The 13,432-nt window shown below is 71.0% G+C and carries 16 protein-coding genes; 5 read left to right on the top strand and 11 right to left on the bottom strand.

Going from position 1 to position 13,432, the window contains the following annotated elements; all coding sequences use genetic code 11:
* Window positions 1-177: 177 nt before the first annotated feature.
* The 3 genes from dapF to miaA form a co-directional block, all read right to left on the bottom strand.
* Window positions 178-1,047: a diaminopimelate epimerase gene (gene dapF, locus OG381_RS33655; protein WP_327719755.1), complete on the bottom strand. Its 870-nt coding sequence runs from the start codon at window positions 1,045-1,047 to the stop codon at window positions 178-180.
* 99 nt (window positions 1,048-1,146) lie between these two features.
* Window positions 1,147-1,650 carry a hypothetical protein gene (locus OG381_RS33650; protein WP_327722618.1) on the bottom strand — a complete coding sequence of 168 codons (504 nt, stop codon included), beginning with the start codon at window positions 1,648-1,650 and terminating at the stop codon, window positions 1,147-1,149.
* 108 nt (window positions 1,651-1,758) lie between these two features.
* Window positions 1,759-2,697, bottom strand: a complete 939-nt coding sequence (gene miaA / locus OG381_RS33645; RefSeq protein WP_327719754.1) for a tRNA (adenosine(37)-N6)-dimethylallyltransferase MiaA — start codon at window positions 2,695-2,697, stop codon at window positions 1,759-1,761.
* A gap of 182 nt (window positions 2,698-2,879) precedes the next feature.
* On the opposite strand from miaA, the gene OG381_RS33640 reads away from it, so the two are divergent.
* The gene (locus tag OG381_RS33640; protein WP_327719753.1) at window positions 2,880-3,164 is read left to right on the top strand and encodes a hypothetical protein; all 285 of its coding nucleotides are present in this window, start codon (window positions 2,880-2,882) and stop codon (window positions 3,162-3,164) included.
* Between the two features lie 24 nt (window positions 3,165-3,188).
* Window positions 3,189-3,455, top strand: coding sequence for an antitoxin (locus OG381_RS33635; protein ID WP_327719752.1), 267 nt, complete (start codon window positions 3,189-3,191; stop codon window positions 3,453-3,455).
* Window positions 3,456-3,574: 119 nt separating this feature from the next.
* Here the strand turns inward: OG381_RS33635 and OG381_RS33630 are convergent, their stop codons facing one another.
* Genes OG381_RS33630 through OG381_RS33610 form a run of 5 tightly spaced genes read right to left on the bottom strand, consistent with a single transcriptional unit; the run spans window position 3,575 to window position 7,908 of the window.
* Complete coding sequence (locus OG381_RS33630) at window positions 3,575-4,288, bottom strand: class III extradiol dioxygenase subunit B-like domain-containing protein (protein ID WP_327719751.1); 714 nt, start codon at window positions 4,286-4,288, stop codon at window positions 3,575-3,577.
* 10 nt (window positions 4,289-4,298) lie between these two features.
* Window positions 4,299-4,589 carry a hypothetical protein gene (locus tag OG381_RS33625; RefSeq protein WP_327719750.1) on the bottom strand — a complete coding sequence of 97 codons (291 nt, stop codon included), beginning with the start codon at window positions 4,587-4,589 and terminating at the stop codon, window positions 4,299-4,301.
* A gap of 43 nt (window positions 4,590-4,632) precedes the next feature.
* A complete protein-coding gene (gene miaB / locus OG381_RS33620) occupies window positions 4,633-6,150 on the bottom strand; it encodes a tRNA (N6-isopentenyl adenosine(37)-C2)-methylthiotransferase MiaB (RefSeq protein ID WP_327719749.1) in 1,518 nt (505 codons plus the stop codon).
* Window positions 6,151-6,208: 58 nt separating this feature from the next.
* A complete protein-coding gene (locus tag OG381_RS33615; RefSeq protein ID WP_327719748.1) occupies window positions 6,209-6,877 on the bottom strand; it encodes a response regulator transcription factor in 669 nt (222 codons plus the stop codon).
* Window positions 6,874-7,908: a sensor histidine kinase gene (locus OG381_RS33610; protein ID WP_327719747.1), complete on the bottom strand. Its 1,035-nt coding sequence runs from the start codon at window positions 7,906-7,908 to the stop codon at window positions 6,874-6,876. Before OG381_RS33610 ends, OG381_RS33615 begins: the two co-directional genes overlap by 4 nt.
* 86 nt (window positions 7,909-7,994) lie before the next feature.
* Here OG381_RS33610 and OG381_RS33605 point away from each other — a divergent pair, with 86 nt between their 5' ends.
* Complete coding sequence (locus OG381_RS33605; protein WP_266887220.1) at window positions 7,995-8,480, top strand: cation:proton antiporter regulatory subunit; 486 nt, start codon at window positions 7,995-7,997, stop codon at window positions 8,478-8,480.
* A 4-nt stretch (window positions 8,481-8,484) separates the two neighbouring features.
* The gene (locus OG381_RS33600) at window positions 8,485-9,702 is read left to right on the top strand and encodes a cation:proton antiporter (RefSeq protein ID WP_327719746.1); all 1,218 of its coding nucleotides are present in this window, start codon (window positions 8,485-8,487) and stop codon (window positions 9,700-9,702) included.
* Between the two features lie 54 nt (window positions 9,703-9,756).
* On the opposite strand, the gene OG381_RS33595 is transcribed toward OG381_RS33600, so the two are convergent.
* Window positions 9,757-10,164 (bottom strand): MazG nucleotide pyrophosphohydrolase domain-containing protein, encoded by a 408-nt coding sequence (locus OG381_RS33595; protein ID WP_327719745.1) that lies wholly within the window; start codon window positions 10,162-10,164, stop codon window positions 9,757-9,759.
* 128 nt (window positions 10,165-10,292) lie between these two features.
* Here OG381_RS33595 and OG381_RS33590 point away from each other — a divergent pair, with 128 nt between their 5' ends.
* Window positions 10,293-11,279 carry a TAXI family TRAP transporter solute-binding subunit gene (locus OG381_RS33590; RefSeq protein ID WP_327719744.1) on the top strand — a complete coding sequence of 329 codons (987 nt, stop codon included), beginning with the start codon at window positions 10,293-10,295 and terminating at the stop codon, window positions 11,277-11,279.
* Here OG381_RS33590 and OG381_RS33585 read toward each other — a convergent pair.
* Together OG381_RS33585 and OG381_RS33580 are read right to left on the bottom strand one after the other, a co-directional pair.
* Window positions 11,269-12,651, bottom strand: a complete 1,383-nt coding sequence (locus OG381_RS33585; RefSeq protein WP_327719742.1) for a sensor histidine kinase — start codon at window positions 12,649-12,651, stop codon at window positions 11,269-11,271. The genes OG381_RS33590 and OG381_RS33585 overlap by 11 nt on opposite strands.
* A gap of 9 nt (window positions 12,652-12,660) precedes the next feature.
* Window positions 12,661-13,347, bottom strand: coding sequence for a response regulator transcription factor (locus OG381_RS33580; protein ID WP_046257015.1), 687 nt, complete (start codon window positions 13,345-13,347; stop codon window positions 12,661-12,663).
* Between the last annotated feature and the right edge of the window lie 85 nt (window positions 13,348-13,432).

Raw genomic sequence — 13,432 nt, 5'->3', positions numbered from 1 at the left:
CACGTGCGGCTGACCGCCTCTCGTCGAGCGTGAAACGGATCACCCATTCGAGCGACGATTCCGAGGTTTACGATTTCGCGCCAGCTGACCGGTGATCGTCCGTCGATTCGAACCGCCCCGGATGCCTGGAGCTGCGGATCCCAGTGACCAAGGCCGACGGACCCATGATTCACGCGCTCAGCGGACCGCGTTTTCCAGCCATTCCGGTTCGATCTCACCCTCGGCGACGATCACCGCGGGGCCGGTCATCTCGATCTCGCCGTCGGGCCGCTCGGTGATCACGAGGGTGCCGCCGGGTACGTCGACGGTGTACGTCACCGGCGTCCCGGTCACAGCCGGGTCGGCCCCGTCCCTGCGTGCGGTGGCCACGGCGACGGCGCACGCGCCCGTGCCGCAGGACCGGGTCTCGCCGGATCCGCGCTCATGCACGCGCAGGGCGACGTGACGTGGACCACGGTCGACGACGAACTCCACGTTGACCCCGTCCGGGTAGGCGGCGGCCGGACTGAAGGGCGGCGGGGAGTACAGGTTGCCCGCGTGGGCGAGGTCGTCCACGAAGGCCACGGCGTGCGGGTTGCCCATGTTCACGTTCCGCGCGGGCCAGCTGCGCTCGCCGACGCTCACGGTGACGTCCCCTTCGGGGAGGCGGGCCGCGCCCATGCCGACGGTGACGTCACCGTCCTTCGCGAGGTGCACGGTCTTCACGCCCCCGCGCGTGGCCACGGCCAGGTCGCCCTCGGTGATGTGCCCGGCGTGCTGGAGGTAGCGCGCGAAGACGCGTACGCCGTTGCCGCACATTTCCGCGACGGAGCCGTCGCCGTTGCGGTAGTCCATGAACCACTCCGCCTCGGCGGCCATGCCCCGGGCCTCCGGGTGGGCGGCGGATCGCACCACGTGCAGCAGACCGTCACCCCCGATGCCGGCGCGGCGGTCGCACAGGGCGGCGACGGCGGCCGGGGGGAGGTCGATGGCGTTCTCGGGATCCGGGACGATCACGAAGTCGTTCTCGGTGCCGTGACCCTTGAGGAAGGCGATCCGCGTGCTCATTCCTCGATCGTACGGGGTGGGTACGACAGCGGGTCACGGACAGCCGTACGACGTCTGCACGCGTACGTGGTCGTACCTCACGCCACGCGTGCGTGGAGGTCAGCGCAGCCGGGCCACGCGGAACACGGCCAGCGCGATCACCGCGGCCACGACCACGACGTACAGCAGCACCATGCGCCAGTCGGGACGCAGCCCGGAGCCCCGCTGCGGCAGCCCGGGCCACGTGTGACCGACCCGGCGGGCGGCCATCATGCCCCACCCGGCCGCACAGGAGCAGATCAGCAGGCCCAGCATGGCGATCACGGCCCCGCTGTCGCCGAAGTCGAAGGCCAGCGGGAAGGCGAACATCAGGGAGCCGACCGCGGCCAGGGTGACGATGGGCGCGAGCTGCCAGATACGCATCCGGCGCTGCGGACGCAGCTCGACCTCGACCTCCGGCCCGCCCGCGAACATCTCCTCGGGCTCGGGACCGTCGGCGGTCACTCCACCCTGGGTGTCGTCGGGCCCGTCGGGGCTCAGACTGTCCTCGTCCTGCTCCGGTTCACCGCTGTCGACGGTGAGGGGCTCGGTGCCTTGTGCGGTGTCGCGAGGGCCGGCCTCCATCGCCACGCGCCCTCCCAACTCGGACTCCACTTGGTCGATCGAAGCTCGATGATGGCACGGCGCCGGAGGGCCGGATGACGGCCTGAGCGTCCCGATGCCAGGACGTGATCAGGCTGTGACCGGTCGTTCGACCAACGCCAGCGCGAGCTGCGGAAGTTCTGTGAGATCCGCCGCAGCCCCACTCAACCAGTGCACCCGCGGATCGCGCCTGAACCACGAGTCCTGGCGGCGCGCGAAGCGCTTCGTGGCACGGACGGTCTCGTCCCGCGCTTCTGCGAGCGTGCACTCCCCGGCGAGCGCCGCGAGCACCTGCTGATACCCGAGCGCGCGCGATGCCGTACGCCCCGCGCGCAACCCGTGCGCCTCCAGCGCCCGTACCTCGTCCACCAGGCCCGCGTCCCACATCCGGTCGACCCGGCGCGTGATGCGCTCGTCCAGCTCGGGGCGCGCGACGTCGACACCGATCTGGAGGGTGTCGTAGACCGAGTCGTGGCCGGGGAGGTTGGCGGTGAAGGGCTTGCCGGTGATCTCGATGACCTCCAGGGCCCGGACGATGCGGCGGCCGTTGCTGGGCAGGATCGCCTGGCCGGCCTCGGGGTCGGCGGCGGCCAGACGGGCGTGCAGCGCGCCGGACCCGCGAAGCGTGAGCTCCTCCTCGAGCCGGGCCCGGACCTCGGGGTCGGTGCCGGGGAACTCGAGGTTGTCGACGGCGCCGCGGACGTACAGGCCGGAGCCGCCGACGAGGATCGGCCAGCGTCCCTCGGCGAGCAGCGCGTCGATGCGCTCGCGCGCGAGTCGCTGGTACTCGGCGACGGAGGCCGTGACGGTCACGTCCCAGATGTCCAGGAGGTGGTGCGGGACGTCCTCGCGCTCCTCGGGCGTCAGTTTCGCGGTGCCGATGTCCATCCCTCGGTAGAGCTGCATGGAGTCGGCGTTGACGACCTCGCCGCCGAGACGTCGGGCCAGGAAAACTCCCAGATCGGACTTTCCGGCCGCGGTCGGTCCGACGACGGCGATGACTCGGGGGGCGGGGGGTGCGCTGCTCACCGCACCAGTCTCGCAAACGTCAGGGTGTGGCCTCGAACGAGTTACGTGACGGCACGCGCGCGGGGTCGTTGCCTGTTGCGAGGTTTTCGCCGCCGGTTTCGGGAGGCGGCGTCTCGGGCGACGCAAACGGACGCACCGGGCAACGCGGGATTTCACCCGCACAAGTAACGTATGGAGTGGATATGGGCGTTTTCGCACGACTTCTCCGGAGGTCAAAGGCTGCGGAGGAGACGTCAACCGCCGAGGTGGAGGCCGCCACGCTGACGGCCGAGCCCGAGGCGGAGAAGGCGGCAGAGGCGAAGGAGCCGGCCGAGGCGGACGCCCCGGCCGGGACCGACGCCGACACGGCAGAGCCGACGGCGACGGAGGCCGTCGAGGCCGGTGCCGCCGAAGGCGTCGACATCCCCAAGCAGCAGTCCGCCGAAGAGGCGGCCGACAGCGAGGCCGGCGAGGGCGCCCGCACATAACTGCCCCGCGCGGGAAGGTGAACGATGGGTCTCCTGGACAATTTGAAAGCCAAGCTCAGCCCGGCCAAGGACAAGGTCTCCGGACTCGCACAGCAGCACGGAGACAAGGTGCAGCACGGTCTCGACAAGGCCGCGAAGGTCGTCGACGAGAAGACCAAGGGCAAGTACAGCGGCAAGATCCAGACGGGCATGGGCAAGGCCAAGAACGCCATGGACCGACTCGCGCACAAGGACGACGGAACCGGCGGCGGCACGACCACGCCCCCGTCCTCACCGCCGCCCGCTTCCTGAACGGCACACCGACGGACGGCCGCGGGGCATGACGCCTGGCGGCCGTCCGCCGTTTCACACGGCCCGCACCGGCGTCACGACCGGGCCGGTCCCGACGGCGCAGATCCCGACGAGGCAGGTCACGACCAGGTCGCGACCACGTACCCCACGCCGTACGGCGCGTCGTCGTACAGCAGCCGGCCGTCGAGGCCCGCCCCTTCGGCGGCGCCCGCCAGGACCTGCCAGGGCGCCCGCCCGGACACCTTGAGCTCGTACGCCAGCCCGGCGTCCAGCGCTTCGAGGGCCGCCACGTCCGCCGCCCCCAGCGCCCGCGCGACCTCCGCGTCGAAGGGCGCCGCCCGCTCGTCGAGGTAGCCGGGTGACTTGAGCGTGCGGCAGGCGCTGGCGTCTCCCATCACCAGCAGCGCCACGCGCTCGGCCCGCGCGGCGATTTCCCTTCCGACTTCAATACACCGCTCGGCGGCCAGAGGTTCCCCGACGCCGAGTCCCTCGATCGGGGCGTCCGCCCAACCGGTGCGCTCCAGCAGCCACGCGGCCACGGCGAGGGAGGGCGGAAGCACACGCCCGGACGCCCCGCCCTTGTCCGCGCCCAGCCTGACGTCGACCTCCACGCCGAAGCCGCGGAAGGACCCCGCCGTGCCCTGCGGATGCGTACCGCGCCCGCTCTGCGCGGCGGGTCCGAGGACCACCAGAAGATCGGGCCGGGCGGCGGCGAGCACCCCGAGCGCGTCCGTGCACGCGGTCCGGGCCGCGTCCAGCTCGGGCGCGGCGCCCGCGGCGACCTCCGGCACGAGGAGCGGCGGACAGGGGCAGACGGCGGCGGCGACAAGCATGATCGGCAGCCTACTGCCAGGGCTTCGGCTCGGGATCGACGCTCCACACCAGTTCGGCCAGGCGGTACAGCACGCGATGCGTGGACATCTTGCCTTCGATGGTGGCGTAGTACGCGTCCCCGTCGCCGATCCGGTAGACCTGTCGGCTCTGCTGCCGCAGCCTGGACCTTGGCAGGTGGGTGCAGGCGATCTCGTACAGCCTCGCGCGAGCCCGTTCGAGGGTGTCCTCGATGTGCTCCACCTCGTCGAGGGTGTATTCATCCCCGTAGCCGGCCTGCACCAGGACCACCCAGCGCGCCATGTCCCGCCCCCGTCCCTCGTCGGACGACGAGTATGGCGTGCGCTCAGTCGATCGCGCAGCCACCCGTCGCCGCCGGCAGCGGTTCCGGTACGCCGATCTTCGGCAGCCCCAGCAGCACGCCCGCCGGCTTCGCCGCCTCGGCGGCGTTGCGCTTCTCCCAGGCGTCGCCCGCGCGCGTGCGGCGGACCTTCAGGACCTCGCCCTCGGCGAGGAGGTGGTGCGGGGCGGCGTAGGTGATCTCGACCGTGACGACGTCGCCGGGGCGGACCTCTTCGTCCGGCTTGGTGAAGTGAACCAGGCGGTTGTCGGGGGCACGGCCGGAGAGGCGGTGGGTGGTGCCGTCCTTGCGGCCCTCGCCCTCGGCGACCATGAGGTCGAGGGTGCGGCCGACCTGCTTCTTGTTCTCCTCCCAGGAGATCTCCTCCTGGAGGGCGACGAGACGCTCGTAGCGCGCCTGCACGACCTCCTTGGGGATCTGCCCGTCCATGGTCGCCGCGGGGGTTCCGGGACGCTTGGAGTACTGGAAGGTGAAGGCGTTCGTGAAGCGGGCCTCGCGGACCGCGTGCATCGTCTGCTCGAAGTCCTCCTCGGTCTCGCCGGGGAAGCCCACGATGATGTCGGTCGAGATCGCGGCGTCCGGCATGGCGGCACGCACCTTCTCGATGATCCCGAGGAAACGCTCCTGCCGGTACGAGCGGCGCATCGCCTTCAGGATCGTGTCCGAGCCGGACTGCATCGGCATGTGGAGCTGCGGCATCACGTTCGGCGTCTCGGCCATGGCCGCGATCACGTCGTCGGTGAAGTCGCGCGGGTGCGGGGACGTGAAGCGCACGCGCTCCAGGCCCTCGATCTTCCCGCAGGCCCGCAGCAGCTTGCTGAACGCCTCGCGGTCGCCGATGTCGGAGCCGTACGCGTTGACGTTCTGCCCGAGCAGCGTGATCTCGGAGACGCCCTCGCTGACCAGGGCCTCGATCTCGGCGAGGATGTCGCCGGTGCGGCGGTCCTTCTCCTTGCCGCGCAGCGCGGGGACGATGCAGAAGGTGCAGGTGTTGTTGCAGCCCACGGAGATCGACACCCACGCCGCGTACGCGCTCTCGCGCCGGGTGGGGAGCGTGGACGGGAACGCCTCGAGGGACTCGGCGATCTCGACCTGCGCCTCCTCCTGGACGCGCGCGCGTTCCAGCAGGACGGGCAGCTTGCCGATGTTGTGCGTGCCGAAGACGACGTCCACCCAGGGCGCCTTCTTCACGATGGTGTCGCGGTCCTTCTGCGCCAGACAGCCGCCGACCGCGATCTGCATCCCGGGGCGCTTGGTCTTCATGGGCGCGAGGCGGCCGAGGTTGCCGTACAGCCGGTTGTCGGCGTTCTCGCGCACCGCGCAGGTGTTGAAGACGACGACGTCCGCGTCGCCGTCGGAACCCTCCGGCGCCTTCACGAAACCGGCGTCTTCGAGCAGCCCGGACAATCGCTCGGAATCGTGGACGTTCATCTGGCACCCGTAGGTGCGTACTTCGTAGGTCTTGGAAGAGGAGACGTCCTGGCTCCGGTCGATGCTGCTCATGCGACAAGGGTAGGCGGTGCCGGAAGCGGCTCCGGTCGCCCTGTGGACAACCGGGGTCTCAGGGCTCGATCAGCCCGGCCCGTATCGCGTACCGCGTCAGTTCCAGGCGGTCCCGCATGCCCAGCTTCTGGAGCAGGTTCGCCCGGTGCCGTTCGACCGTCTTCGCGCTGATGAACAGCATCTCGCCGATCTCCTTGGACGTGTGCCCCTCGGCGACGAGCTTGAGGATCTCCTCCTCGCGTTCGGTGACGGCCCGCTCGGGCAGGGAGTCGCCGCGATGGAGGCGCTCCAGGTAGGAGCGGACGAGGGCGCGTTCGGCGCCCGGGTAGACGAACGGCCGGTCGCGGACGGCCGCGCGGCACGCCTCGACCAGATCGCGGTCGGCGACGGACTTGAGGACGTAGCCGCTGGCCCCCGCCTTGAGGGCCTCGAAGAAGTACTGCTCGTTGTCGTACATGGTCAGGATGAGAATGCGCAGGTCGGGCAGGCGGCGGGAGAGCTCGCGGGCCGCCTGGAGGCCCGTCATCCGGGGCATGGCGATGTCCAGGACGGCCAGATCGACGTCACGCGCGCGTGCCAGCTCGACCGCCTCCGCCCCGTCGCCGGCCTCGGCGACGACCGTGAGATCGTCCTCGCCGTCGAGGATGAGACGGACTCCGCGTCGTACGAGGGTGTGGTCGTCGGCGAGCAGCACACGGACCGGGGTGCGGGGTGCCCGGGACGTCATCGGTGCCCTCCGACGCGCAGGCGTACGTCCGTGCCCCCGCCGGGCGCCCCGGCGACCGTGAGCTCCGCTCCTATCAGCAGCGCCCGCTCGCGCATGCCCCGTATCCCGGCCCCTTCCGTGGCCTCCCCCAGGCCTCGGCCGTTGTCGCGGACGAGCAGTTCGACACCGCCCTCGATCTGCTGGAGGCGGACCTCCGCGTGGTCGGCGGCGGCGTGCCGGGCGGTGTTGGTGAGGCCCTCCTGGGCCACCCGGTAGAGCACGAGTTCCGACTCCTCGGTCAGGGGCGGCAGTCCGCCGGGGACGTGGTGACGCACGGTCAGACCATGGGCGCTGAACTCACCGGCGAGCGAGCGCAGGGCGCTGGCCAGGCCGAGTTCCTCCAGGACGCCGGGGCGCAGCCGGCGGGCGATGAAGCGGATCTCGTCGAGCCCCGCGCGCGTGGCCTCCTGGGCCTGGGCCACCTCCTCGCGCAGCGCCTCGGGTGCCCGGTCGGCGACCCTCTTGAGCTGGAGGAGGACGGCGGTCAGGGTCTGACCGACCTCGTCGTGCAGCTCACGCGCGATCCGGTGACGCTCCCGCTCCTGCGCGGACAGGGCCCGGCCGGCCCCGGCGGCGCGCTCGGCCTCCAGCCGGTCGAGCATCGTGTTGTACGTCGTGATGAGCTCGGCCGCTTCGGCGGGACCGGCGACATCCGCGCGGGCACCGGGTCGCAGCAGGTCGGCGGTGGACATGGCCCGGCCGAGCCGTTTGAGCGGGGCGAGGCCGACCCGCAGGACCAGGGCGTTGGCGACCAGCAGCAGGGCGAGGCCGACGAGGACGACCAGGGCCTCGGCCTGTCTGATCGGCGTCGACACGGTGACCGGGCCCAGCAGCAGCGCGGCGGCCACGACCAGGCCGGCGGCGTTGAGCGAGAAGATCCGCCAGAACAGTGACACGTGCGTGTTCTCGCCTTCCTCGCCCCTGTCGCATGGCCCTTCCGTGACCAGCTTCGCCGCCCGGCGCCGGTCGCGCATATCCGTGGCAACACCCATGTCGCCACGGTACGGGCCGATGGCAGCATGCGGACTCGGCACCCACGATCACGCTTGGTACACAGGCCCAGCACAAGGGGAGAAACGTGTCTGCACCGCGCCTGAGGGCGACGCCGCTGCCGGGGATCGGGGTCCAGTACGACCTCGTGACGCGCGAACACCGCCATCTGTCCGTGGTGGCGCACCGCGACGGTGCCCGGACGGTGAGCCTGTACCGGGCCGACGACCCCGACTCCTGCGCCCAGTCGCTGCGGCTGACCGGTGCGGAGGCGGGCTCGCTGATCGACGCGCTGATGCCGTCCCACCACAGCGCGAGCCTGCTCTACACCACGGATCTGGGGCTGGTCGCCGAGCGGATCGAGGTGGCCGCGACCTCACGCTGGAACGGGCGCGTCCTGGGCGAGACCCGGATGCGCACGGACACGGGCGCGTCCATCGTGGCGGTGCTGCGCCGGGCCGAGGCGATTCCCTCGCCGGCGCCGGACTTCCGGCTGGTGGGCGGGGACACGCTGATCGTCGTCGGTACGCGTGAGGGCGTCGACGCCGCCGCGGCGATACTCGGGCGGGAGTGAACCGGTGCACTCCGCGGTCCTGCTCATCGAGTTCGGTTCCATCATTCTCGGCCTCGGCCTGCTCGGCCGGTTCGCCGCCAGGTTCCGGCTCTCCCCCATCCCGCTCTACCTCCTCGCCGGTCTCGCCTTCGGGGAGGGCGGGCTGCTGCCGCTGGGCGCGAGCGAGGAGTTCGTCTCCATCGGCGCCGAGATCGGCGTCATCCTGCTGCTGTTGATGCTCGGCCTGGAGTACTCGGCGGGCGATCTCGTCACCAACCTCAAGGCGCACTATCCGTCCGGACTGGTCGACTGTGCGCTGAACGCCGTACCGGGTGCGGCAGCCGCGCTGCTGCTGGGCTGGGGCCCGGTGGCCGCCGTGGTCCTGGCGGGCGTCACCTGGATCTCGTCGTCCGGCGTCATCGCGAAGGTGCTCGGCGATCTGGGCCGGGTGGGCAACCGGGAGACGCCGGTGATCCTCAGCGTGCTGGTCCTGGAGGACCTGGCGATGGCGGTGTACCTGCCGATCGTCACCGCGCTGGTGGCCGGAGCCGGACTGCTGGCCGGGAGCCTGACGCTGGCCATCGCGCTGGGCGCGGCGGGGCTGGTGCTGTTCGTGGCGGTCCGCTACGGGCGGCTGATCTCACGGTTCGTGTCGAGCGACGATCCGGAGAAGCTGCTCCTTGTGGTGCTCGGGCTGACCATCCTGGTCGCGGGCGTGGCCCAGCAGTTGCAGGTGTCGGCGGCGGTCGGCGCCTTCCTGGTCGGCATCGCGCTGTCCGGGGAGGTCGCGGAGGGAGCGCACACCCTGCTGAGCCCGCTGCGGGACCTGTTCGCCGCCGTGTTCTTCGTCTTCTTCGGGCTGCACACCGACCCGGCGAGCATCCCGCCCGTACTGCTGCCCGCCCTGGCGCTGGCCCTGCTCACCGCGGTCACGAAGATCGCCACGGGCTACTGGGCCGCCCGGCGGGCGGGGATCTCCGTCAAGGGCCGCTGGCGTACGGGCGGCGCGCTGGTCGCCCGCGGCGAGTTCTCGATCGTCATCGCCGGCCTCGCGGTGAGCGCCGGCATCGAGCCGTCACTGGGCCCGCTGGCCACGGCGTACGTCCTGATCCTGGTCGTCCTCGGCCCGCTGACCGCGCGCTACACGGAGCCGCTGGCGTCCTGGTGGACACGACGCTCCGGGGAACGCCGGACGGTACGGGAGGACGCGTCCACAGTGGCGGAGGCATCGGTGGCGGACTGAGGGGCGGCGTCGGGTGCCTGGCATCAGCCCATCCGTCCGACAAGCCTCCGCCTCTCAGGCAACCCCCTCCGGAGCCCACCCCTGTCTGCGCAGCACGCCCGACACATCCGGTGCCTCGTAGTGCTCACCCTTGAGGACCTTGCCGTCGGCCCGGCGGGCGACACGGCCGTCGGGCCCCAGCTTGGTCATGTTGGAACGGTGGATCTCGGCGATCACCGCGTCGAGGTCGATGCCATGGACGAGGGCCGTGCCGTAGGCGACGTAGACCACGTCGGCGAGTTCGTGCGCGAGCCGGTCGAGCGGGCCCTCGACGGCCACCTCGGCGACCTCGGCGGCCTCCTCCGCGAGCAGCTCGCCCCGGTGGGCGGCCAGCTCCGGCGACACCGCGGCCGGCGTACTACGGGCGTCCAGCCCGAAGGCGAGGTGGAACTGACGGACCAGGTCGGCGGGCGATGAGCTCATACGGCGACTCTATCGATCACCACTGACAGTCCGGCGGGCCTTCACCAGCCCCGCCCGGCAGCCCCCAAGGACGCCCCTGTGCCCCCTGCCCTGGTCAGCACGGCGTCCCTGCTGGCAGGATCGCGCGCATGTCCAAGGTGTTCCCCCGTATGAGCAGGAACCGGGCGCTGCAGGGTGCGGCCGCCGGTTTCGTGGTCTTCGGGCTGCTGCTGTGGTGGCTGCTGCCGGGCGAGGAGCCGCCCGGCGGGTCGATCTCCTTCGCCACCGGCTCGCGCGGCGGGGTGTACGAGGAGTACGGCAAGGACCTCAGCGGCGAGTTCGCCAAGGACATGCCGGACCTCAAGGTGGATCTGGAGACCAGCGACGGGTCGCAGGACAACGTCGCGCGCGTGGCGTCCGGCCAGGCCGACTTCGCCATCGCGGCGGCCGACGCGGTGGAGTCGTTCGCGATCGACCATCCGGTCGAGGCCGCCCGGCTGCGCGGTGTCGCACGCCTGTACGACGACTATGTACAGCTCGTCGTCCCGCGGAAGTCGGCCATCGACTCCGTGGCCGACCTGAAGGGCAAGCGGGTCGCCATAGGGCTGAAGACGTCGGGCGTGCGGCTGATCGCCACCCGGGTGCTCAACGCGGAGGGCATCGACCCGGCCAAGGACATCAAGCCGTTCTCGTACGGCATCAAGGACGTCGACCAGCTCGGGCACACCATCGACGCGTTCTTCTGGTCGGGCGGACTGCCGACGAACGGACTGAAGGCGCTCGCCGAGACGTCCTCGTTCAAGTTCGTCCCGATCAAGGCCGACTTCGTCACCAAACTCCACACCCAGAGCGCCGCCAACCGCTACTACCGGCCCACCAACATCCCGGAGGCGGCCTACGACGGCCAGGACGCGTACGCCGTGCCGACGATCGCCGTGTCCAACCTGCTGATCACCCGCGAGGACCTGGACCCGCGGCTCACCGAGTGGCTGACCCGGACCGTGATCCGCAGCCGGGACCACATCGGCAGCGAGGTGCACTCCGCACAGCTGGTCGATCTGCGCACCGCGATCTACACCTCGCCCCTGCCGCTGCACGAGGGCGCACGGCGCTACTACCGCTCCGTCAAGCCGTAGCCGCGCTGCGGGGCACCGTCACCGTCACCTTCAGGCCGTGCGGCTCGTGGTGGTCGTACGAGATCGTGCCGCCGCCCGCGTGCAGCAAGGTCCGCGAGATGGACAGACCGAGGCCGGAGCCCTTGATGTTCTGGTGGCGGTTGCTGCGCCAGAAGCGATCGCCGATGCGGGCGAGTTCCTCGGCCGTCAGACCGGGGCCGTTGTCGGTGACCACGACGGTCGCCGTCTCGCCGTTGGAGGAGACCGTCACCTCGACGCACTCGCCCTCGGGCGTGAACTTGACCGCGTTGTCGATGACCGCGTCCAGCGCGCTGGACAGGGTGACCGGGTCGGCCCAGCCGGTGGTGGGCGGGCAGTCGCCCACCAGGCGTACGCCCTTGGCCTCGGCGGTCGGCGCCCATGCCGCCACGCGCTCGGCGGCCAGCGCGCCGATGTCGGTGATGCGCAGATGCGCGTCCGTGTGCTCGGCCAGGGCCAGGTCCAGCAGGTCGTCCAGGACCTGGGCGAGACGCTTGCCCTCCGTCTGGACCGAGGCGATCTCCTTGTTGCCCTCCGGGAGTTCGAAGGCGAGCAGTTCGATGCGCAGCAACAGCGCGGCGAGGGGGTTGCGCAGCTGGTGCGAGGCGTCGGCGACGAAGGCGCGCTGCTGCTCCAGGACGTCCTCGACGTTGTCCGCCATCTCGTTGAACGACCGGGCCAGGCGCTGGAGTTCCGGCGGCCCGCCGGCGGCCGCGACCCTGGACTTCAGGCGGCCGCTCGCGATCGCGTGCGTCGTGGCGTCGAGGACACGCACCGGCCTGAGCACCCATCCGGTCAGCCGCAGGGCGGCGCCGACGGCCACCAGCATCGCGGCCATCAGGCCCGCGCCGATGACCAGCCAGCCGTGCAGAATGCGCGAACGCATCTCCCCCGTGGGCGAGTCGGTGACGACGACCGCGATGACGTCACCGTCCCGGATGACCGGGGAGGCGACCACGAGCCGCCCCTGCTGCCAGGGAAAGACCTGCGGGGGATCCTCGCTGCGCCGGCTGAGCAGCGCCTCGTCGAACGCGGTCCGCACCTCGCCCGTCTCGGGGATGAACAAGGTCATGGGAGCGTTGGCCATGATGTTCTTGTTCTGGTAGAAGACGCCGACGCGGATGCGGTAGACCTCGTAGTAGCTGTCGAGTTCGCTCTGCAGCGTCTTCTGGCGCTCGCCGCCCTCGCCGGTGACGTACTGGGCGAGGGCCGCGAAGTGCGCGGTGTCGTCGATCCGGTCGACGACCACTTTCTGCTGCTGGGCCGCGGCCACGCTGAAGCCGAGCGGGATGCCCAGCGCCAGCAGCACGGCCGCCATCAGGACGATCAGCAGCGGGAGGAGTCGTGTGCGCACCCGGGCCCGCTACGAGGACGGGGCGACGAGCCGGTAGCCGACGCCGCGTACGGTCTCGATGAGGGCCGGCATGCGCAGCTTGGCGCGCAGGGAGGCCACGTGGACTTCGAGAGTGCGCCCGGTCCCCTCCCAACTGGTGCGCCACACCTCGCTGATGATCTGCTCCCGGCGGAAGACGACTCCGGGGCGCTGGGCCAGCAGGGCGAGCAGGTCGAACTCCTTGCGGGTCAGTTGGACGACCGAACCGTCCACACTGACCTGACGGGTCGGCAGCTCGATACGGACCGGGCCCAGGTGCAGCGCGGCCTCGGCTTCGGCCGCGGGGTCCTCGTGGGCGGTGCGACGGCTGACGGCGTGGATCCGGGCGAGCAGTTCTCCCGTGTCGTACGGCTTCACGACGTAGTCGTCCGCGCCGAGGTTGAGGCCGTGGATGCGGGAACGGACGTCGGAGCGGGCGGTGACCATGATCACCGGGGTGCTGGTGCGCTTGCGGATCTTGCCGCAGACCTCGTATCCGTCCTGGTCCGGCAGGCCCAGGTCGAGGAGGACGACTCCGAAGCCGGCGCCTTCCGGGACGAGTGCCTGGAGGGCTTCCTCGCCACTGCGCGCGTGGGTGACGTCGAAACCGTGCCGCGCCAGAACCGCGGACAGAGCGGCGGCGACGTGATTGTCGTCCTCTACGAGGAGCAGTCTCATCCGGGCCTCCTTCGGTTCATCGGCCGTACGATCTAAATGAGGGTAAAAGTACGATTTAGTGGTGTACAAAAACGCATGCGCACGC

Origin of the sequence: Streptomyces sp. NBC_00490 (assembly GCF_036013645.1) — a bacterium.
GTDB lineage: Bacteria > Actinomycetota > Actinomycetes > Streptomycetales > Streptomycetaceae > Streptomyces > Streptomyces canus_F.
The sequence above is the reverse complement of the archived record's forward strand: the minus strand, read 5'-3'. Positions and strand labels throughout refer to the sequence as shown.

Excerpts from the sequence above, each read along its gene's own strand:
- dapF (WP_327719755.1), bottom strand. The coding sequence starts at position 1,047 with ATGAGCACGCGGATCGCCTTCCTCAAGGGTCACGGCACCGAGAACGAC.
- OG381_RS33650 (WP_327722618.1), bottom strand. The coding sequence starts at position 1,650 with ATGGAGGCCGGCCCTCGCGACACCGCACAAGGCACCGAGCCCCTCACC.
- OG381_RS33640 (WP_327719753.1), top strand. The coding sequence starts at position 2,880 with ATGGGCGTTTTCGCACGACTTCTCCGGAGGTCAAAGGCTGCGGAGGAG.
- OG381_RS33635 (WP_327719752.1), top strand. The coding sequence starts at position 3,189 with ATGGGTCTCCTGGACAATTTGAAAGCCAAGCTCAGCCCGGCCAAGGAC.
- OG381_RS33630 (WP_327719751.1), bottom strand. The coding sequence starts at position 4,288 with ATGCTTGTCGCCGCCGCCGTCTGCCCCTGTCCGCCGCTCCTCGTGCCG.
- OG381_RS33625 (WP_327719750.1), bottom strand. The coding sequence starts at position 4,589 with ATGGCGCGCTGGGTGGTCCTGGTGCAGGCCGGCTACGGGGATGAATAC.
- miaB (WP_327719749.1), bottom strand. The coding sequence starts at position 6,150 with ATGAGCAGCATCGACCGGAGCCAGGACGTCTCCTCTTCCAAGACCTAC.
- OG381_RS33615 (WP_327719748.1), bottom strand. The coding sequence starts at position 6,877 with ATGACGTCCCGGGCACCCCGCACCCCGGTCCGTGTGCTGCTCGCCGAC.
- OG381_RS33610 (WP_327719747.1), bottom strand. The coding sequence starts at position 7,908 with ATGGGTGTTGCCACGGATATGCGCGACCGGCGCCGGGCGGCGAAGCTG.
- OG381_RS33595 (WP_327719745.1), bottom strand. The coding sequence starts at position 10,164 with ATGAGCTCATCGCCCGCCGACCTGGTCCGTCAGTTCCACCTCGCCTTC.
- OG381_RS33590 (WP_327719744.1), top strand. The coding sequence starts at position 10,293 with ATGTCCAAGGTGTTCCCCCGTATGAGCAGGAACCGGGCGCTGCAGGGT.
- OG381_RS33580 (WP_046257015.1), bottom strand. The coding sequence starts at position 13,347 with ATGAGACTGCTCCTCGTAGAGGACGACAATCACGTCGCCGCCGCTCTG.